This window comes from Sphingomonas sp., assembly GCF_031361285.1.
Taxonomy (GTDB): domain Bacteria; phylum Pseudomonadota; class Alphaproteobacteria; order Sphingomonadales; family Sphingomonadaceae; genus Sphingomicrobium.
On record NZ_JANMCO010000075.1, the window covers coordinates 53,541 to 72,112 of the forward strand.

Consider the following 18,572-nt stretch of genomic DNA (forward strand, 5'->3'; position numbering starts at 1 on the left):
ACGGAGTTCCCATGGACGATCTGGTCTCGACGCAATGGCTTGGCGACAATCTCGGCGCCGGCGACCTCGTCGCGGTGGATTCGAGCTTTTTCATGTCCTCCAGTGGCCGCGACGCCCGCACCGAATATCTCGCCGCGCACATCCCCGGCGCGCGCTTTCTCGACATCGACGAACTTTCGGACAAGGCCAACCCGGCCCCGCACATGCTGCCTGCCGCCGCCGCGTTTGGCGCGGCGATGGCGGCGCTTGGCGTCGACCGCGACGACCGCATCGTCGTTTACGACAATTCGCCGCTGCGCACCGCCGCCCGCGGCTGGTTCATGCTGCGGCATTTTGGCGCCAGCCAGGTCGCGATCCTCGACGGCGGTTTCCAGAAATGGTCGGCGGAAGGGCGGCCGGTGGAGAGCGGCGAGCCTGCCCCGCGCCACGCCCGCTTCGACGCCGTGGAACGCGCCGATGAGGTGGTCAGCAAGAGCGAGGTCCGCGCCGGGCTCGGCACCGCCTTGATCGACGCGCGCAGCACGGCCCGCTTCGAGGGTAGCGAGGCCGATCCGCGTCCCGGAGTCGCGGCCGGTCATATTCCGGGCGCGCGCAACCTGCCGTTCGCGGCGCTCTACAACGATGGCGGCACCTTTCGCAGCCGCGATGAGATCGCCCGGATATTCACCGATGCCGGGGCCGATCCGCACGCGTCGTTCGTCGCTACTTGCGGCTCCGGCGTTACCGCCAATGCATTGATTTTCGCCGCGCATTTGCTCGGCAACCGGGCAACGCGGTTGTACGATGGCAGCTGGAGCGAATGGGGCGCCGACCCGTCGACGCCCAAGGCAATCGGACCCGCCTAGCTGCGGCGCATCAGCTTGGACACGTCTTCCAGGCCAAGGCGAATTTCTTCCGTCAACTGCTGACTGGCCGCGACATGGGGCTCGCGACCCGTCGCCCGCTCGGCCAGCATGGCTTGCAGCCCCGCCGCCGCCGCGCTCGCGGTGCGGCCAGTGCGGCCGTCGAAACAGCGGTTTTTGGCCTTGCTCGCCTGGCTCCAGCTGGCCGCCAATTGCTCGTCCTCGTCGGGGTCCGAAGCCGGCCCGCCGCCGAACGGATCGACCAGCCGCAGCGCATGGCGAATGCTCGCCAGTCGCGCGAGCGCCTCGGCATAGGGCTGCGGCGTGTCATCGAGATAGGGAACGGGAGCAAGATGAAGCATGCCCCGGCGGTAACCGCGGACGGCTAACAAACCGTAAATCTCAGGGGTTAAGCGTCCGAGGGGGCCTCGAGGTCGCGCAAAATCCAGCCGCGCTGCGGAATGGTCTCAATGAACTCATGCCCGTTCGACGCCATCCGCAATTTCTTGCGTAGCTTGGAAATGAAGACGTCGATGATCTTGGGCTGCGGCTGGTCGTCGGCCCGGCGATACAGGTGCTTCAACAGCATCGCCCGGGTGACGACATTGTTGCGCGCGAAGGCGAGCAGTTCGAGCACCCGATATTCCATTTCGGTGATGCCGATGGGATGACCGTCGATGCGGATCAGCCGCTGCACCTGGTCGACCGCCAGCCGGCCGCCGCACAGTGTCTCGGGCATTTCCCCGCCCGCCGCCTTCAACGACGCCAGCAACCGCGACGACGCTTCCTCGCTGTCTTCGGCGGTCAGCGTGGTCGGCGACCCGATCAGCGCCTGCTGGAGGTCGGCCAGCGCCCGGTGCGCTTCCTCGAGCAGCCGCGAGCCTTCTTCGAAACGGCGACGCGACCGGTCGACCATCGATTCGACGTCGACCAGGCGGGCGGAAAGCGTGTCTTCAGCCATCGGTCCGGTTGCTACCCCCCGTTTCCTCTTGTCTTAGTGCGAAGCCCGCGCCGTGGCGACACTGCTGTCCCCTTGCGCCGTGGCGAGAATCTGTGCGGTCACCGTGCCCTTGTCGACAATCCGCGTATTGGGATCGCCGGCGCTGGACTTCGCCCCGACCGACGCCCGATCGCGCCCGGCGCTTTCGAGCAGGCTGGTCTCGGCATTGCTGCGCGGCGCGGGTCCGCCGAACAAGGCTTCGATCGCTTGCGACTGCGCTTCCGACGGGCTGACCGAGGCGGTGCCGGCGGCCGGCGGCGTCAGCGTGTAATCGGGCGGGATGATCAGCGGCGCGTTGCGCACCACCGCGAATTCGTCCGGCGCCGCACTGCGCCCTTTCATCATGGCGCAGCCACCCAGGCCGAACGCCGGCAGCAGCAGGAGCGCGGGAATCAACTTACGCATGCTCGATATTCTCCTTGGGCCGCTCATTCTTGATGAGGAAGGCGCGCAGTAACAGGATGACGACGCCAATGCTAATCGCTGCGTCGCCGACATTGAAGACCAAAAACGGGCGGAAGTCGCCAAAATGCAGGTCGGCGAAGTCGACCACATAGCCGAACCGGGCGCGATCGAGGATATTGCCCAGGGCCCCGCCGAGCACCATGCCGAGCGCAATCTGGTCGCCGCGCTGCTTTTCGCGCCCGATCCAAATGGCGACGGCGATGGCAATCGCCCCGGTCACCGCCACCAGCAGCCAGCGGCCGACGGCGGTCTCGGCGTTGAACAGCCCCAGCGAAATCCCCTGATTCTCGGTCCACGTCAGGTTGAAAATCGGCAGCAGCACGATCTGGCGGACCGCTTGCAGGTCGAGCGGCCCGGCGACGACCCACTTGGCCAGCTGGTCGAGCGCGAACACTACTGCCGCGATCGAGAAGCCGAGCGAACGGGCTTTCAAGCGAAATCCTCCCCGGGACGGGGAGGGGAACCATGCGTAGCATGGTGGAGGGGGTTTCGGGCCACGCGCAGACCCCCCACCGTCAGCGCTTCGCGCTGCCACCTCCCCGTCCCGGGGAGGATTTGCCACGGCTCACCCACGTAAAACCCCCTTACAGCGGTCGCACAAGGCGCCGTCCTCGGTCACTTCGGGCAAATACCGCCAGCAGCGCCCGCATTTCTTCTTGTCAGTCTTGACCACCGTCACCGCATCGCCTTGTTTGACTGACGCGACGATGAACAGCTCGGCCAAGTCGTCGGCGGACGCCACCAGCTCGGGCGCCGTCACTTCCGCTTCCAGGCTCGAACCAATCACCTTGTCGCGGCGCAGCGGCTCGATCGCTTCGGTCACTTGCGTGCGCAATTCGCGCAGCATCGCCCAGCGCCCATCGTCGGCCGCGACCGCCGGCACTTCCGGCCATTCCAGCAAATGCACCGAGCCACCATCGGGAAAGCGCGTGCCCCATACTTCCTCGGTGGTGAACACCAGCACCGGCGCCATCCACCGCACCAGCGCGTGGAACAAGGTGTCGAGCACCGTGCGATAAGCGCGACGGGTGGCGGTTTGCGTGCCGGTCGCCGGATTGACCTCGCAATAAAGGACGTCCTTGCGGATATCGAAATAGAAGGCCGACAGATCATTGTTGGCGAAATCGCCGATCAGCCGCGTGTAGCTGTTGTAATCGAAGGCATCGACCGCGGTGTGCAGCTTGGCGTCGAGCTCGGCCGTCAGGTGCAGCATGTAGCGTTCGAGCTCGGGCATCGCCGCCACGTCGCTCACCCGCTCGTCGTCGCCGAACCCCTCGAGCGCGCCGAGCAGGTACCGAAAACTGTTGCGCAATTTGCGATACTGGTCGGCGACCCCGCCGAGGATTTCCTTGCCGATCCGGTGGTCCTCGGTGAAATCGACCGACAGCGCCCACAGCCGCAAGATGTCGGCGCCATGCTCCTTCATCAAATCGAGCGGGTTGATCGTATTGCCCAGGCTCTTGGACATTTTGAGGCCCTTGGCGTCCATCGTGAAGCCGTGGGTCAGCACCGCGTCATAGGGCGCCCGGCCGCGCGTCCCGCAGCTTTCGAGCAAGGACGACTGGAACCAGCCGCGGTGCTGGTCCGAGCCTTCGAGATACAAATCGGCGGGCCAGCGCTGGTCGGGCCAGTGGCCGCTCTCGAGCGTGAAGACATGGGTGCAGCCGCTGTCGAACCACACGTCGAGAATGTCGGTCTGGCGTTCGTAATCGGCCGGATCGCGGTCGGGACCGAGGAAGCCCGCAACATTGTCGTCATTCCACGCATCGACGCCGCCGGCGCTGACCGCGGCGACGATCCGCCGGTTGACCTCGGCGTCGACTAGTAGCTCGCCCGATTTGCGCGCGACGAACACCGCGATCGGCACCCCCCAGGCGCGCTGGCGGCTGATCACCCAGTCCGGGCGATCGGCGACCATCGATCCCAGACGGTTGCGGCCCTTCTCCGGCACGAACCGCGTGTCGGCGATCGCCTGCATGGCCAGCTGGCGCAGCGTCGGCGTGCGCGCGATCGCGCCGCCCTCATTGTCCCAGCGCTGCTCGGCGAAGCTCTCGCAATGCTCGGCGGGCAGCGGCCGATCCATGGTGATGAACCATTGCGGCGTGCAGCGGTAAATGACCTTGGCCTTCGACCGCCACGAATGCGGATAGCTGTGCTTGAAATCGGCGGATGCCGCAAGCAGCGCACCGGCGTCGCGCAGGTCGCTGCAGATCGGCCCGTCGGGGGCGTTGAACTTATTATTGATGACGCTGGCTCTGCGCTCATCTGCGCCGCCCAGCCACGCCCAGTCGGCGCGGTACTTGCCGTCGCCCTCGACCGCGAACACCGGGTCGATGCCGACCGACTTGCACAATTCGAAATCGTCCTCGCCATGGTCGGGCGCCATGTGGACCAGCCCCGTGCCCTGGTCGGTGGTGACAAAGTCGCCCGGCAGGAACGGCCGCGGCTTGGCGAAGAAGCCGACGAGATGATGCATCGGATGGCGGGCGATGGTGCCGGCGAGTTTCGAACCGATGAACATATGTTCGTCCATCCAATCGACGATGTCATCGGCAGCGATGGGATCACGCGTGCCGGACTTCCCTTTTACCAGAAGCCCAGTTCGCTTTAGAAAATCGTCTCGCAGCTCGTGAGCAACGAGATATTTGCGGTCGTCGTTCGCATAAAGCAATTCGTACGCGACCCTCGGCCCGTAAGCCAAAGCCTGGTTGACCGGGATCGTCCACGGCGTTGTTGTCCACACCACCGCATGCGCGCCGACCAGCTCGGGGATCGGGCTCTCTACAATCTCGAACGCGACGTCGATCTGGGTCGAGACCACGTCCTCATACTCGATCTCTGCCTCGGCCAGCGCGGTCTTCTCGACCGGCGACCACATCACCGGCTTGGCGCCGCGATACAGCTGGCCGCTGGCCGCGAACTTGAACAATTCGGAGACGATCGTCCCTTCAGCGAAATAAGCCATGGTCAGATAGGGATGGTCCCAGTCGGCGCTGATCCCCAGCCGCTTCAATTGCTCGCGCTGCACGTCGACCCAATACTGGGCATACGCGCGGCATTCGGCGCGGAATTCGAGCAGCGGCACCTGATCCTTGTCGAGCTTCTTCTTGCGATATTGCTCCTCGATCTTCCACTCGATCGGCAGCCCGTGGCAGTCCCAGCCGGGCACGTAAGGCGCGTCCTTGCCGAGCAAGGTCTGGGTGCGCACCACCATGTCTTTCAATGTGTGGTTGAGCGCATGGCCGATGTGGATGTCGCCGTTGGCGTAGGGCGGACCGTCGTGGAAAATGAACTTGGCGGCGCCCGCGCGGGCCTTGCGGATCTGCCCGTACAGGTCCTGCTCCTGCCAGCGCGCCAAAATCGCCGGTTCCTTCTGCGGCAGCCCGGCTTTCATCGGAAAGTCGGTCTTGGGCAGGAACACGGTGTGCCTGTAATCGGGTTTTTCAGGAGCGTCGGACATTGGGCGGCGCTCTAGCGGGTGGGGGCAAGGATGCAAACGCCTAGCTCCTCCCCGGGTCGGGGAGGGGGACCGCGCGCAGCGTGGTGGAGGGGGTTTCGCACCACGCGCAGGCCCCCCTTCGTCAGCGCTTCGCGCTGCCACCTCCCCGTCCCGGGGAGGATCAAGCCAGCATCTTCCGCGCCGCCGCCTCATCCTCGCGCATGCGGGCGGTGAGCGCACCCAGCTCGTCGAACTTCTCTTCCGGGCGAATATACGCGTGCAGCGCGACCTCGATCGTCCGGCCGTACAAATCCTCGTCGAAATCGAACAGGCAGGCCTCGAGCAGTTCGACCGGCGGCTGGAATGTCGGGCGGATGCCGAGGCTGGCGACAGCGGCAAACTCGCGCGCATCGTCGAGCCGGACGTGGGCGGCGTAAATGCCATAAGCGGGCCGCTGGTAATCGCCGAGCGTCAGGTTCGTGGTCGGATAGCCCAAATCGCGCCCGCGCCCGTCGCCATGTTCGACCACGCCGGCGACCGCGAACGGGCGGCTGAGCAAATGCGTCGCGGTGCCCGGATCGCCGGCCGCCAATGCTTCGCGAATCCGCCCCGACGAAATCCGCTCCCCGTCGAGCAGCACCGGCGCGACCGCTTCGGCGGCGATGCCGACCTTGGCCCCGACCGCCTTGAGCACCTCGACATTGCCGCCGCGGCCTTTGCCGAAGGTGAAATCGTCGCCGGTGACGACGCCCGCGGCGCCAATCCGCTTGGCCAGCAGCTGGGTGACAAAATCCTCGGCGGTGGTGGCGGCGAGGTCGGCGTCGAAGCCGAACACCAGCATGGCGTCGGCCCCGGCCTGGGCGAACAGGCGTTGGCGCTGGTCGAGGCTGGTCAGCTTGAACGGCGGCACGTCGGGCTTGAAGTGGCGGACCGGGTGGGGATCAAATGTGGCGACGATGACCGGCCGCCGCTCGTGAAAGCCGCGGGCAACAGCGCGGCCGACGACGGCCTGGTGGCCGAGGTGAAAACCGTCGAAATTGCCGAGCGCCAAAATGCTGCCGCGCAGCCGCTCGGGCAGGGGTTGGTCGAGGCTCAGCCGCTCCATGGTCCCGCGCCTGTATCGGGCTGGTCCAGTCCCGGCAATCGCCGCCCCGGCGGCGCTTGACTCACGCTGGCTCAATTCCTATTTGCAACTCATCCCGATCTTCCGGTTTCCGGCGGCGCATTCGTGCGCGCGTCGGTTTTTCGTTTGGATCGGGGTGACTAGCGAGGAGATGGGCGCGGAATAACCCCGCCCGTGGAGCTAAATAGAGGATCGAGAATGGCCCGTATCGCCGGCGTAAACATACCCACCAACAAGCGCGTCGAAATCGCGCTCACCTACATCCACGGCATCGGCCGCAGCACCGCCAAGCAGATCACCGACAAATTGGGCATCGGCGCGGAAAAGCGGGTCCAGGACCTGACGGATCAGGAAGTGCTGCACATCCGCGAAGCCATCGACGGTTCCGACTTCAAGGTCGAAGGCGATCTGCGGCGCGAAGTGTCGATGAACATCAAGCGCTTGATGGATCTCGCCTGCTACCGCGGCCTGCGCCACCGCAAGGGCCTGCCGGTCCGCGGCCAGCGCACGCACACCAACGCGCGGACCCGCAAGGGCAAAGCCAAGGCGATCGCCGGAAAGAAGAAGTAAGCCACTTCGCCTTTTCCCAGCACACCGAGATTCTAGGAACGAAATATCATGGCCCAAGCCCCCCAGCGCCTCCGTCGGCGGGAGCGCAAGAACATCACCGCCGGCGTCGCGCATGTGAACGCCAGCTTCAACAATACGATGATCACCATCACCGACGCGCAAGGCAATGCGATTGCCTGGTCGAGCGCCGGCACGATGGGCTTTAAGGGATCGCGCAAATCGACCCCTTATGCGGCCCAGGTCGCGGCCGAGGACGCCGGCAAGAAAGCCGCCGACCATGGCGTGCGGACGCTGGAAGTCGAAGTGAAGGGTCCAGGATCGGGCCGCGAAAGCGCGCTTCGGGCGCTGCAGGCGGTCGGCTTCCAGATCACTTCGATCCGCGACGTCACGCCGATCCCGCACAACGGGGTCCGGCCGAGCAAGCGCCGCCGCGTGTGATCTTGGGCGTCCGATGACGACGCTTTGAATGGCCGGCGCGCCGCCCGAACGGGCCGCCGGAAGAGACGAACAGGACTTAACCCAGAGGTCGCGCTTCGAACAAGCCGCCCTCGCACTGCCAAGGGATGAACATGGCCGTCAACGCAAAGAACTGGCAGGAACTCAAGAAGCCCAACAGCCTCGAGCGCCGGATCGGGGGCGATGCCCGCCGCCGCGCCGCGTTCGTCGCCGAGCCATTGGAGCGCGGCTTCGGCATGACGCTTGGCAATAGCTTGCGCCGCGTCTTGCTGTCGTCGCTCCAGGGTGCCGCGATTACCTCGATCAAGATCGAAGGCGTGCTGCATGAATTCTCGTCGCTGACCGGAGTCCGCGAGGACGTCACCGACATCGTGCTCAACGTCAAGCAGATCGCGCTCAAGATGGAAGGCGAGGGTCCCAAGCGGCTCCAGCTGTCCGCCACCGGCCCGGTCGACGTCACCGCCGGCATGATCGCCGCCACCGGCGACATCGAGATCACCAACCCCGACCTTCTCATCTGCCACCTCGACGAAGGCGCGACGCTCAACATGGAGCTCACCGCCGACGTCGGCAAAGGCTATGTGCCGAGCCAGGCCAACCGCCCGGCCGACGCGCCGATCGGCCTGATCCCGATCGACGCGCTCTACTCGCCGGTCCGCCAGGTCGCTTACAAGGTCGAGAATACCCGCGTCGGGCAGGAGCTTGATTACGACAAGCTCACCCTGACGATCGAAACCGACGGCACCATCAGCCCCGAAGATGCCCTGGGCTATGCGGCGCGGATCCTCCAGGATCAGCTGCAATTGTTCGTCCACTTCGAGGAAGGCGCGATCCGTGCGGCCGCGCCGGCGATGATGGGCGGCACCGCGGCGATGCCGGCCGAAAGCCAGGCCGACGCCAACCAGCTCAATCGCTATTTGTTGAAGAAGGTCGACGAGCTGGAGTTGTCGGTCCGCAGCGCCAATTGCCTGAAGAACGACAACATCATCTACATCGGCGACCTCGTCCAGAAGACCGAAGCGGAGATGCTGCGCACCCCCAACTTCGGCCGCAAGTCTTTGAACGAAATCAAGGAAGTGCTGGCGAGCATGGGGCTGCGGCTGGGCATGGACATCCCCGGCTGGCCGCCCGAGAACATCGAGGAAATGGCCAAGAAGCTCGAGCAGGAAATGCTCGGCTAACGCCTTCGTCCCGAAGTACTACTTCGAGCCGGTTCAGGGAAAAGAAGGGCCGCCCGAAAGGGCGGCCCTTTTTTCATTCGGTGCGGGGCGAAATGTCAAGGCGATGGGCTTCGGCTCGGTCGCTGATCGCCTGACGGACCTGTTGGAACAGCTTCGCGGGGATTGGTCCGTAGAGGGGCGTGTCTTTCCCCTTGGCGGTTCGGATGTCCGGCCCGGGCCAGATGAAGCGGTTGAGTTCCGTCACGACGACCCAACTTCGTTCTTCGTCAAGCCCGAGATAGGCCTTCACCTTCGGCGGGATTTCGATCGCTTCTGCCAATTGTCGGGGAGGGGAATGGGTGATCGGTGCGACCAATAATTGCGTCAACCCATTCTGGATTATCTGCGCCAAAACGACCACGGCCGGCCGATCCTCCAGCCCTTCATCGCGCCCGTCCGCCGCTTCGCGTGCCCAAAGGTAGCAATAGGAGATAACGTCAGCGGGTTGGGGGATCGTCCATGAGGTGGTTGAGCGCTTTGGATCGCCCGGAGGGTTCGGCATTCCGGATGGCTTCGAGGGTTTCGTCATCGAGGTCCTTCACGAGGAGAACCTGACGATCACGGCCTAGCAGGCGGAGATACTCTTTATGCGAGATCATCACGACACGCGTCGTGCCGTGACGCTGGATACCCACCGGGTGAAGCAACGCCTCATCGGTATAGTACCCAAACTTGCTCGCGACCTCCCTGGCCGGGACCGTCAACAGGTTATCCGTCATCATTGTTACCTCGACCTTCAATGCTGCCGGGACAGGCAGACTACCGTCGTCTCCGAAAGTCGCAAAAGACAGATAATACGGATTATACGGATAGTCAAGATATTGAAGCAAAGGCTCGAGCAGGAAATTCTGGGGTAACGCCTTTCGATCGAAGTGCTACTTCGAGCCGGATCAGAAACAAGAAGAGCCGTCCGAAAGGGCGGCCCTTTTTCCTATGTGCTTGGTGTCGCTATAGTATGCGTGCCGTTCCACACCTGAAGGGGACAAGCGCCGGTCGGCCTAGGCAGCTCTTTCAATAAGCCGCGGACAGGCTAATCTGCCCCTATGGTTGCATGGTTTCAGGCGCTGGTTGCCACCGGCTACGGCATTTTCCTGTTTTTCCTGGCCTTGATCGGATCCATTGCGGTTGGTGTCCGGCTTGGCGGCGAAAGCGTTCTTTTGCGCTTGCTGATTGGCCTGGCGGCCCTGGCCGGCAGTCTCTTTTTGATCGACCAAATATTATAAGCGCTGGCCGAAATTTCGAACTGACCCCGCCACGGGATCGCCGACAATTTCGGGAACCGTCATGCGGGGTGTTCGCCTTCGTGCAGCTGCGAACACCCCGGCGATGCGTTCAGGGACTAATGCGTCTGATTGGCGCAGGCCACGTCGTACTGCGAAACGGACGCGGCGTTGCGGGAGTTTTGCGGCTGTTCGCCGGCATATTGCGTTCCAGCCTTGCCGTCCGGGTTAAAGGCCGAGCCCGGCGCGCTCGCGGACCTTCCCGGCGGTGAACCGGCCGTCTCGCAAGACTGGTTCGGCTGGCCCGTTGCTTTGATCGGTCCGTTCAAATGATCCCAACCGGACCCGTTGGTTGAACCCAGGCTAGTATGACTGGCGGGTTGGCTTATTGGGCCATGACCCATTGCGGCGCCGGCGCCTGACCCACCGCCTTGGCCGGGGTGAGCAAGCACCATGGCGGGCGACAATATCAGAGCGCCCGCCCCGATTAGAAGCGTGGTCGTCCTCATTTTCCTACTCCTTTGTAGCCGCGCAATGTGGCGCACGGCCCGATGAGCCCTGTTGTTCCTCGCCCCGCCTGATCAACGCTTGTGGATGAGACTCGTTGCTCGCCCGACGCATCGATCGGTCATTTGAACGCAAAATATCGAAGGCTGGAAAGGTGTCCGCAACGGGTGGGAGGCTACCACTAGCGGTGGTTGACCTGGTGCCGCCACACGGCGACGGCGACAAGCGCCAGGCAGGCGATGAGCAATAGGTACAACATCGACAGCCCAACGAATCGGACGCTTGGCGTGTTCCCGCCGGACCCGTGGCAGTCCATAATAATTAGCCGCCATAATGGGTTAATCCGCCGATGGCGGAGATGCGGCGGCGCGCACCGGAAAGAAACCATTGTCCTACAGCATACCAAATGGGTTATATTCTGTTGTGACTCGCAAATGATTGCGGTTCGCTGAGGGGAGCCAACCCTCCGCGCAACAGGCCCTCACCCCGCTCGGCTACGCCGAGTCGCCCTCTCCCGCGGCGGGGAGAGGGGCTTAGGAGACAATATGACCAAGACACGCAAACCACCCCGATGGGTGAAGCCGTTCCTGCGCGGGCTGGCACGGACGGGCGAGGCGCGGCGGGCGGCGCTGGACGCCGGAATCGACCATACGACCGCCTATGCGCGGCGACAGGCGCATGCGGAGTTTGCGGACGCCTGGGCGGAGGCGCTGGTGGCGTTTGTGGCGGGTGAGGGAACCGAGGAAAGCGACCCCTCACCCTCCCACGCCTGCGGCGCGCTTCCGTCCCTCTCCCGCGAGGGGAGAGGGACTAAGGGTGAGGGACTGCCGGTGCTGCAGCCGGGGGCGGACGGGGCACGGGCGGTTCGCGGCGGGGCGGAGCGGTGGACGGCGGCGGCGGAGAAACGCTTTTTTGCCGCGCTGGCCGATCGGGCGAACGTCCGCAGCGCGGCGGCGGCGGCGGGCTTTTCGACCAACGCCATCTATGCTCGGCGCAGCCGGCGACCCGAGTTTCGGCGGTTGTGGGAAGCGGCGGTCGAGACCGGCAAGGCGCGGCTGCAAATGCTGCTGATCAACCATGCCGAAAAAGCCTTCGACCCCGAACTGCTCGATGTGTCGGAGGAGGCGCCGCAGGTCAGCGTCACCGAAGCGCTCAACGTCTTGAAGTCGCGCGAAGGCAAGGAGCGGGAATTGCAGGCGAGCGGGCGCGGCTGGATCGGCGATCCCAAGTGGGACGAGCAGGAGGATTATCAGGAAGCGTGCGGGCGGATCATCGAACGGCTCCAGCGGCTCGGCGAGCGCGATCGCGAGGAACAGACGGCGGCGGGATGGACGTGGTGCGAGGGGTTCGAAGTGATGGTGCCGCCGGGCTGGGTGCGCGATCCCGACTATGTCGCGCCGCCGCCGCCGCCGGAAAATCTGTGCGAGGGTGAGCGGCTGGGCTTGACCTACACACCGCCCGACCGGCGGCTTGATGGCGGGGATGCGGCGGATGGTCCGCCCGACTAGTGGCGCGGATCCGCGTCCGTGGCGGACCAGGCGAAGGCGGATTGGCTGCCGCTGACGCCATAGGCCCGGGCTCTATTGCGGTCGGCGAACGGGCTTGGTGCTTGCATCTCCGCCAGCCGCTGGAGGTAGAGGTCGACGAGTTGCAACCGCCGCTCGCGCGCGGGCTCGGTGACGGCGCGGGTCGCGGCGCGCATCTCCTCGCACGCGCGGCGCTGATAATAGCGAATGTCGCCTTCCACGGCCGTCCCTCCCAACGAAGCGACCGTTAACCCCCGAGTCGCGCCGCGCAATTTAACGCAAGTTATCCACAGGTCGAGTCCGAGGCGGAATCGCGACCAGCGCGCCGCCGCTAGCGCGACGGGGCGGCCAATTTGCTGCTGACAATCCGCGCCTGCTGCAGCTTGCCCGGCTGCAGGTAGAGGACGGCCAGCTGGCGCAAGTCGGCCGGGGTGATGGCGGTCAGCAACGCGCGGCGCTGGCGGATCCGGTTGAGCCGGTCGGGCTTCGACTGCGCCTCGTCCAATGCCGCGAGCCAGAAGCCATTGTCGCGCATGGCCCGGTCCAGCGCCTGCAATTCCGGGTTACGGGCCCGCGCCAGCAAATCATCGGTCACCGGCTTGTCGCGCAATTGGGCGGCGGCGTCGGCAAACGCCTGTTGCACTTCGTCGGCCTTGCCGGGGGCGACGACGGCGCTGGCCGAGAGGTAGCCGAAATTCGGATAGACGCTGGACATCGTACTGCCGAGGCTGACGCCGTAACTGTCGCCGAGCTTTTCGCGGACGCTGGCGGTCAGCATCAAATCGAGGACGTCCTTGAGCAGGTCGAGGCCGACGACGGTGCGGTAATTGCGGTCGTCGCTGGTCGGCCACACCGCTTGGACGAGGGCCTGGTCAGCGGGGCCGGCATGGGTGAGGCTGATCGGGGTACGGTCGGAGCGGAATGTCACCTTGCGCGCCGCCGTATAGGCGCTGGCGGGCTGGCGGGGCGGGAGGGCGCCAAAGCTGGCGGCAACCGCGGCAATGGCGGCGGCTTCATCTACATCGCCGACGATCGTGACCTCGATCGGCGCCGCCGCGATCACCGGCGCCAAGGCCGCGCGGGCTTCGGCGAAATTGCGTTTCGACAGCACCGCTTCGACCGGCAGGCCAAACCGCTCGTCCCCATTGGCGAGGAGGACCGGCAGCCGCGTCTGGGCGACATTTTGCGGCTGCTCGGACAGCGACTTTTCGATCACCGGGACAAGATTGGCCCACTGGCTGGCCGCTTCCGGTCGGTAGCCCGGATCGACCAGATACGCGGTGCTGAGCTTCATCTGCAGCCCGAGATCGGCCGGCGTCGTGGCCCCGGTCGCGATGAAAGCGTCGTCGGACACGGCCGCGCCAAGGGTGACGACCTTGCCGGCGGTCAACTCCTTCAATTCCTCGAGCGAATGTTTGGAGACGGCGCCAACGCCCGAGACGATCGACATCATCGGGCCAAGCCCGGGCTGATCGCGCGGCAGGTCGAGCAGGCCGCCGCCGAAGCGGACCAGGAACCGCACCTTGCCGACCTCGAAGTCGGTCTTCTTGATGTTGAGCCGGACGTGATTGGCGAAGCGGACGGTGCGAACCCCAAGGTCGGCGATGCGCTGGTCGGCGACGACGGTGCCGAGCGGGCCGAAACTGTCGTAGGCGAAAGCCTTCCCAGCCGTTTCCGCCGGCGCGGCCACGGCAATCTTGTGGCTGTCGGTGAATGCCGCCGCAAGTTGCGCAATCGGCACATCCTGCTTGTCGCTCAAATGGACCAGCGGGGCGCTGCCGGTCCACAGGCCGTGAAACGCCGCGTCGACCTCGGCCGGGGTGAGCGAAGGCGCGACCGCGTCGAACTGATCGAGGCGATAGCGCGGGGTCGTCACGAATTTCTTCTCACCGATGACCGAGAGAATGGCGCCGGCCAGCGCCTGGTTGGTCCGCGTATTGGCCTGTTCGGCGGCGGTCCGGAGCTGCGATTCCGTCTCGGCAAGCTGGGTCTTCATCTCGCGCGCGCTGAAGCCATGGTCGAGGGTCCGGCGCACTTCCTGCTCGGCGGCGGCCACGGCTGGCTTCCACGATCCGTCCTTGGCGATGATTTTCACGGTCGTAACGCGGGCCGCGTCTTTCTGGTCCTGGGTCAGCATACCGGCCCCGAGGAGGGGAGAGTTGGGGACGTTGGCCAGTCTTTGCAGGCGCCGGTTGAATATCGCAGTGGCCAGGCCTTCGACAATTTTGCGGCGGCGGTCGGCCGAAGTGTCGACGTCGTCGGTCCACGGCCGCATGACGCTCATGTCAACAATGGTCGGCACCGCCGGGTCGATGAAATTGTCGAACGACGCGGGACGGTTGAAGTCGACCGTGCCGCGCGGCAATGGCGCGCCCGCCGCGCCATTGTCCTGCCAGCTGGCGAACGCCTTCTCGATCTTCGCCTGGATCACGGCCGGATCGGCATCGCCGACGAACACCAGGGTCGCGTTTTCAGGCCGATAATAGCGACGATACAGATCGTGAATCGTCGCCGCGGTCGCGTTGTTCAGCACCGCATCGGTGCCGATCGGAATGCGATTAGGGTAAGGGGTGGCGGGCAGTTGAAAGCCCAACAGGTCGATCAGTTGGCGAATCTGGTAACTGTCGCGGGCGCGCTTTTCGCCGAGGATGACGCCGCGCTCGGCATTGACCGCGGCGGGAGCGAACGTCACTTCGCTGGCGACTTCGCGCAGCAGGAACATGGCGGTGTCGACATGCTCGGCGTCGGTCTGGGGTAGGTCGAGCATGTAGGTCGTCGAATCGAAGCCGGTCTGGGCATTGGTGTCGGGACCGAAGGCGAGACCCTGGCGCTCGAGGATCTTGACCATGTCGCCTTCGGGCACGTGGGTGGTGCCGTTGAACGCCATATGTTCGATGAAATGCGCGAGGCCGCGCTCATTCTCGCCTTCGCCGATCGAACCGAAGGCAAAATGCAGCCGCACCGACGCGGTGCCCTTGGGCGTGGCGTTGGCGAGGATGGCATATTTCATGCCATTGGCCAGTGTGCCGTAGCGGATCGCGAGGTCGGGCGTGACGTCGGTCAGCGCGACGCCCCAGCCGTTGGCCCGCGCCGGCGCGGCGGCGAGCGCCGGCGGCGCAATGAACGCGAGCGACAACGCAACGGCGATGCCCGACGAGCAGGCCCGCAGGCGGGCCCGCGTAAATGGCTGACACTGCATGAAAATCCCCTTCCGAATCGGCGCCGGCACTCTAACTTCTTGATTGCGTGCCACAAGTTCGACTTTCGACCAACGGTCGTTGGCTGGCTTCGGACCGCGGCGAGCGCCGTCTCGCTATAGTCCGCTGCGGTTGACTTGCGACGGCAAATCGGCTTGAGGAGCGGGGGTTCGGCGGGCCCCTGGCTCGCCGTCTTATTTTGGGGTCTTGGCGCTGCCCCGCATCAGCGCCTGGCCGGAGCTACCTCACACGGGCTCCCGACGAACGGAGATTTAGCCATGCGCCATCGCGTCGGCCATCGTAAACTGCAGCGCACTTCCAGCCACCGCACCGCCTTGTTTCGCAACATGGCGGCGGCGCTGATCAAGCACGAGCAGATCACCACCACCACCGCCAAGGCCAAGGAGCTGCGGCCCTACGTCGAGAAACTGGTGACGCTGGCCAAGAAGGGCGGGCTGAGCAACCGCCGGCTGGCGCAGGGCCGGCTGATGGATGACACCCAGCTGATCAAATTGTTCGACGTCATCGGACCACGCTACAAGGCGCGCGCCGGCGGCTACACCCGCGTGATCAAAGCCGGCATCCGCGCGTCGGACGCGGCGGCGATCGCCATCATCGAATTTGTCGACCGCGACGTCTCGGCCAAGGGCCAGGACAGCGGGCCGGTGATGAGCGACGCGGAACTCGCCGACGCCTGAGCCTGGCGGCTGGCAGCGCCCCATGATCAGCCGATCAGGCGGTATCCGACCCCCGGTTCGTTCAAGATCAGCCGCGGTTGCGACGGAATGTCCTCGAGCTTTTGGCGCAGCGCGCGGACGACCACGCGGAGATATTCGGTCTGCCGTTCCTGGGCCGGACCCCAGGCGTTGCGCAGCAAATGGCTGTGGGTCAGCACCCGGCCGGGGCGACTGGCAAGCTCCGCCAGGACAGTCCACTCCTTGGGGGTGAGATGAACTTCGGCGCCGTCGCGCAGCACGAGCCGGTTCAACAGGTCGATGGTGACGCCGCCGGCGACGACGCGCTGTTGTTCGGCCTTGGAGGCAAGCTGCTGGCGCAGCGACGCGCGGACGCGGGCAAGCAATTCCTCGGTGTCGAACGGCTTGGTCACATAATCGTCGGCGCCAAGATCGAGCGCGGCGACTTTTTGTTCGGTTTGCTCGCGCGCCGACAGGATGATCAGGCGGCTGGCCGGGTCGGCGCGTAACGCTTCGACTAGCTCGAGGCCGTCGCGGTCGGGCAGCCCGAGATCGAGCAGGATCAGGTCGGGACGGTCGATGGCCTTGGCATTCAGGGCCTCGCGCCCATTGGCCGCTTCGACGACGCGATAGCCGGCGCGGGCGAGCGTCGCCTTGAGCAGGGTACGAATCTGGGGCTCATCGTCGACGATCAGGATTTTGGGCGGATTATTCGGCATCGGCGACGGCCAAGGCGCTGAGCGTCAAAGTCTTGGGGAAGCGCAGGGTGAAGGCGGCGCCCTGGCCAGCCGGGCCGGCGCCGGCCTCGACCATGATCCCCATGGCGGACGCGAAGCCCTTGACGATGGCGAGGCCGAGGCCGGTGCCGCCCTTCCGGTCGGAGCCGGCGATGGTCGCGAAGGTGTCGAACGGCGCTTTCGGATCCGGCAGCCCCGGGCCTTCGTCCTCGATCGACAATGCGAGGTCGCCCGCGTCGAGCGTCGCGCGAATGTGAATCGGCGAGGCCGGGGTTGAATGCCGCCCGGCATTGTCGAGCAGATTGATCAGGCAATGGTGCAGGAGGTCGGGGTCGGCCCGGACCAAGGGCAAATCGTCGGCCAGCGCGACGTCGATGACGTGGCCGTGGAGGCTCTGTTTGAGGTCGCGCAGCGCGGCCGACACCGCGTCGACCAGGTCGACCGGTTCGAGCTTCAATTTGACCGCGCCGCTTTCGATCCGCGCCATATCGAGCAGATTGGCGATGTAGCGTTCGAGCTTGGCCGCTTCGGCACCGATGGTGGCGACCAAAGCCGTTTCGGGATCGCCCAGCTGGCGCAGTTCGGCGGCGGCGGCGATGATCGCGGTCAGTGGCGTGCGCAAATCGTGCCCGACCGACGATAGCAAGGCCGCGCGCAGGCGGTCGCGCTCGACCAATTCGGCGACGTGCCGCGACTGGGCTTCGAGGCGGGCGCGGTCGAGCGCCAGCGCAACCTGATCGAGCAAATTATCGAGCAAGGCGCGCTGGTCGTCGGCGACCGGCGGAAAGCCATCGTCGCGCGCCAGGCCAACCGCCGCGATGGTGCCGGATTCGGATTTCACCGGATGGAACTGCCATTCGCCGGCGACCATCCGCGCGACGCCGCGACCGGCCGGTTCGCCGGCATCGAGTACCCAGGCGGCGGCGGCGAGGTCGCTGGGGGTAACGGCGGTCGATGCGGGATCGCGGGCGATGACCAAAGGTTGAGGCTGGCCGCTGACCATGACGGCGTTGCAATCGAGGAGGCGCGCCAGTTCGCCGCAGGCGACCGCGCCGATTTCGGCCTCGGTCGAACAGGACAGCAATCGGCGGGCAAATCCAGCAATGGTAGCGTTGCGCGCCGCGTGACCAGCGGCGAGGCGGGCCTGGGTCCGGATTGAGGCGGCAAGCTGGCTGGTCACCACCGCGACCAGGAACAGGATGACCACCGTGACAATGTCGGACGGGCGGTCGATGCGGAAGGTGTGGACGGGCGCGAGGAAGAAGAAATTATAAGCCAGCGCGGCGGCCAAAGCGGCGAGCAAGGCAGGGCGCAAACCGTAGAAAACGGCTGCGGCGAGGACAGCGGGAAAATAGAGCAGGTCGACCGACGCCGGCCCCCAGCGCGGGGCGACGAACAGGCCAATCAGCGTCGAGGCGGCGACCATCATCAGCGCTTCGGCGTAACGGCGCACGGCAAGGGCGAACGGCACGGGTTCGGGGCTGTTCGGCGATGGCGGGGGGTCGGCCATGGGCGTTCCCTGCGCTTCCCGGGCGCGATCGTCGAGGGGTGCGGCGGCGCTTCGCATGGCATCCT

At 65.5% G+C, this 18,572-nt stretch carries 19 protein-coding genes; 7 read left to right on the forward strand and 12 right to left on the reverse strand.

Annotation, left to right across the window (positions count from 1 at the left end):
• Positions 1-11 precede the first annotated feature (11 nt).
• A complete protein-coding gene (locus RMO25_RS07820) occupies positions 12-845 on the forward strand; it encodes a sulfurtransferase (protein WP_309662041.1) in 834 nt (277 codons plus the stop codon).
• Here RMO25_RS07820 and RMO25_RS07825 read toward each other — a convergent pair.
• The 6 genes from RMO25_RS07825 to RMO25_RS07850 all read right to left on the reverse strand — a co-directional run bounded on the left by RMO25_RS07825 (position 842) and on the right by RMO25_RS07850 (position 6,851).
• The gene (locus tag RMO25_RS07825; protein WP_309662042.1) at positions 842-1,204 is read right to left on the reverse strand and encodes a hypothetical protein; all 363 of its coding nucleotides are present in this window, start codon (positions 1,202-1,204) and stop codon (positions 842-844) included. The genes RMO25_RS07820 and RMO25_RS07825 overlap by 4 nt on opposite strands.
• Before the next feature lie 47 nt (positions 1,205-1,251).
• The gene (locus RMO25_RS07830) at positions 1,252-1,803 is read right to left on the reverse strand and encodes a winged helix-turn-helix domain-containing protein (RefSeq protein ID WP_309662043.1); all 552 of its coding nucleotides are present in this window, start codon (positions 1,801-1,803) and stop codon (positions 1,252-1,254) included.
• A 33-nt stretch (positions 1,804-1,836) separates the two neighbouring features.
• Complete coding sequence (locus tag RMO25_RS07835; protein ID WP_309662044.1) at positions 1,837-2,247, reverse strand: DUF3035 domain-containing protein; 411 nt, start codon at positions 2,245-2,247, stop codon at positions 1,837-1,839.
• Complete coding sequence (gene lspA, locus RMO25_RS07840) at positions 2,240-2,740, reverse strand: signal peptidase II (RefSeq protein ID WP_309662045.1); 501 nt, start codon at positions 2,738-2,740, stop codon at positions 2,240-2,242. The genes RMO25_RS07835 and lspA overlap by 8 nt, the downstream gene beginning before the upstream one ends.
• Positions 2,741-2,872: 132 nt before the next feature.
• A complete protein-coding gene (ileS, locus tag RMO25_RS07845; protein WP_309662046.1) occupies positions 2,873-5,767 on the reverse strand; it encodes an isoleucine--tRNA ligase in 2,895 nt (964 codons plus the stop codon).
• Between the two features lie 160 nt (positions 5,768-5,927).
• Entirely contained in the window at positions 5,928-6,851 is a 924-nt protein-coding gene (locus RMO25_RS07850; protein WP_309662047.1) for a bifunctional riboflavin kinase/FAD synthetase, read from the reverse strand.
• Between the two features lie 216 nt (positions 6,852-7,067).
• Here RMO25_RS07850 and rpsM point away from each other — a divergent pair, with 216 nt between their 5' ends.
• From rpsM to RMO25_RS07865, 3 genes are all read left to right on the forward strand, one after another.
• Positions 7,068-7,439: a 30S ribosomal protein S13 gene (gene rpsM, locus RMO25_RS07855; protein WP_309662048.1), complete on the forward strand. Its 372-nt coding sequence runs from the start codon at positions 7,068-7,070 to the stop codon at positions 7,437-7,439.
• Between the two features lie 48 nt (positions 7,440-7,487).
• Positions 7,488-7,877, forward strand: coding sequence for a 30S ribosomal protein S11 (gene rpsK / locus RMO25_RS07860; RefSeq protein ID WP_309662049.1), 390 nt, complete (start codon positions 7,488-7,490; stop codon positions 7,875-7,877).
• Between the two features lie 131 nt (positions 7,878-8,008).
• Positions 8,009-9,076, forward strand: coding sequence for a DNA-directed RNA polymerase subunit alpha (locus tag RMO25_RS07865; protein WP_309662050.1), 1,068 nt, complete (start codon positions 8,009-8,011; stop codon positions 9,074-9,076).
• 73 nt (positions 9,077-9,149) lie between these two features.
• Here the strand turns inward: RMO25_RS07865 and RMO25_RS07870 are convergent, their stop codons facing one another.
• Both RMO25_RS07870 and RMO25_RS07875 read right to left on the reverse strand, forming a co-directional pair.
• A complete protein-coding gene (locus RMO25_RS07870) occupies positions 9,150-9,395 on the reverse strand; it encodes a hypothetical protein (RefSeq protein WP_309662051.1) in 246 nt (81 codons plus the stop codon).
• Between the two features lie 157 nt (positions 9,396-9,552).
• On the reverse strand, positions 9,553-9,855 hold the full coding sequence (locus tag RMO25_RS07875; RefSeq protein WP_309662052.1) for a type II toxin-antitoxin system Phd/YefM family antitoxin: 303 nt from the start codon (positions 9,853-9,855) through the stop codon (positions 9,553-9,555).
• A gap of 303 nt (positions 9,856-10,158) precedes the next feature.
• On the opposite strand from RMO25_RS07875, the gene RMO25_RS07880 reads away from it, so the two are divergent.
• Both RMO25_RS07880 and RMO25_RS07885 read left to right on the forward strand, forming a co-directional pair.
• Positions 10,159-10,338 (forward strand): hypothetical protein, encoded by a 180-nt coding sequence (locus tag RMO25_RS07880; RefSeq protein ID WP_309662053.1) that lies wholly within the window; start codon positions 10,159-10,161, stop codon positions 10,336-10,338.
• A gap of 1,049 nt (positions 10,339-11,387) precedes the next feature.
• The gene (locus tag RMO25_RS07885) at positions 11,388-12,350 is read left to right on the forward strand and encodes a hypothetical protein (protein WP_309662054.1); all 963 of its coding nucleotides are present in this window, start codon (positions 11,388-11,390) and stop codon (positions 12,348-12,350) included.
• Here the strand turns inward: RMO25_RS07885 and RMO25_RS07890 are convergent.
• Together RMO25_RS07890 and RMO25_RS07895 are read right to left on the reverse strand one after the other, a co-directional pair.
• Entirely contained in the window at positions 12,347-12,589 is a 243-nt protein-coding gene (locus RMO25_RS07890) for a hypothetical protein (protein WP_309662055.1), read from the reverse strand. The two genes, RMO25_RS07885 and RMO25_RS07890, sit on opposite strands and share 4 nt — an antisense overlap.
• Positions 12,590-12,699: 110 nt before the next feature.
• On the reverse strand, positions 12,700-15,567 hold the full coding sequence (locus RMO25_RS07895; RefSeq protein WP_309662056.1) for an insulinase family protein: 2,868 nt from the start codon (positions 15,565-15,567) through the stop codon (positions 12,700-12,702).
• A gap of 276 nt (positions 15,568-15,843) precedes the next feature.
• Here RMO25_RS07895 and rplQ point away from each other — a divergent pair, with 276 nt between their 5' ends.
• A complete protein-coding gene (gene rplQ / locus RMO25_RS07900; protein ID WP_309662057.1) occupies positions 15,844-16,263 on the forward strand; it encodes a 50S ribosomal protein L17 in 420 nt (139 codons plus the stop codon).
• A gap of 26 nt (positions 16,264-16,289) precedes the next feature.
• On the opposite strand, the gene RMO25_RS07905 is transcribed toward rplQ, so the two are convergent.
• Both RMO25_RS07905 and RMO25_RS07910 read right to left on the reverse strand, forming a co-directional pair.
• Positions 16,290-16,979, reverse strand: coding sequence for a response regulator transcription factor (locus tag RMO25_RS07905; RefSeq protein WP_309662058.1), 690 nt, complete (start codon positions 16,977-16,979; stop codon positions 16,290-16,292).
• Positions 16,969-18,507 carry a DUF4118 domain-containing protein gene (locus tag RMO25_RS07910; protein WP_309662059.1) on the reverse strand — a complete coding sequence of 513 codons (1,539 nt, stop codon included), beginning with the start codon at positions 18,505-18,507 and terminating at the stop codon, positions 16,969-16,971. The genes RMO25_RS07905 and RMO25_RS07910 overlap by 11 nt, the downstream gene beginning before the upstream one ends.
• Positions 18,508-18,572 lie beyond the last annotated feature (65 nt).

What these genes read in the sequence shown, in the direction of transcription:
- RMO25_RS07910 (WP_309662059.1), bottom strand. Translation starts at nt 18,507, where the DNA reads ATGGCCGACCCCCCGCCATCGCCGAACAGCCCCGAACCCGTGCCGTTC.
- rpsM (WP_309662048.1), top strand. Translation starts at nt 7,068, where the DNA reads ATGGCCCGTATCGCCGGCGTAAACATACCCACCAACAAGCGCGTCGAA.
- RMO25_RS07885 (WP_309662054.1), top strand. Translation starts at nt 11,388, where the DNA reads ATGACCAAGACACGCAAACCACCCCGATGGGTGAAGCCGTTCCTGCGC.
- RMO25_RS07850 (WP_309662047.1), bottom strand. Translation starts at nt 6,851, where the DNA reads ATGGAGCGGCTGAGCCTCGACCAACCCCTGCCCGAGCGGCTGCGCGGC.
- ileS (WP_309662046.1), bottom strand. Translation starts at nt 5,767, where the DNA reads ATGTCCGACGCTCCTGAAAAACCCGATTACAGGCACACCGTGTTCCTG.
- RMO25_RS07825 (WP_309662042.1), bottom strand. Translation starts at nt 1,204, where the DNA reads ATGCTTCATCTTGCTCCCGTTCCCTATCTCGATGACACGCCGCAGCCC.
- RMO25_RS07895 (WP_309662056.1), bottom strand. Translation starts at nt 15,567, where the DNA reads ATGCAGTGTCAGCCATTTACGCGGGCCCGCCTGCGGGCCTGCTCGTCG.
- RMO25_RS07865 (WP_309662050.1), top strand. Translation starts at nt 8,009, where the DNA reads ATGGCCGTCAACGCAAAGAACTGGCAGGAACTCAAGAAGCCCAACAGC.
- rplQ (WP_309662057.1), top strand. Translation starts at nt 15,844, where the DNA reads ATGCGCCATCGCGTCGGCCATCGTAAACTGCAGCGCACTTCCAGCCAC.
- rpsK (WP_309662049.1), top strand. Translation starts at nt 7,488, where the DNA reads ATGGCCCAAGCCCCCCAGCGCCTCCGTCGGCGGGAGCGCAAGAACATC.
- RMO25_RS07835 (WP_309662044.1), bottom strand. Translation starts at nt 2,247, where the DNA reads ATGCGTAAGTTGATTCCCGCGCTCCTGCTGCTGCCGGCGTTCGGCCTG.
- RMO25_RS07905 (WP_309662058.1), bottom strand. Translation starts at nt 16,979, where the DNA reads ATGCCGAATAATCCGCCCAAAATCCTGATCGTCGACGATGAGCCCCAG.
- RMO25_RS07820 (WP_309662041.1), top strand. Translation starts at nt 12, where the DNA reads ATGGACGATCTGGTCTCGACGCAATGGCTTGGCGACAATCTCGGCGCC.
- RMO25_RS07880 (WP_309662053.1), top strand. Translation starts at nt 10,159, where the DNA reads ATGGTTGCATGGTTTCAGGCGCTGGTTGCCACCGGCTACGGCATTTTC.
- RMO25_RS07830 (WP_309662043.1), bottom strand. Translation starts at nt 1,803, where the DNA reads ATGGCTGAAGACACGCTTTCCGCCCGCCTGGTCGACGTCGAATCGATG.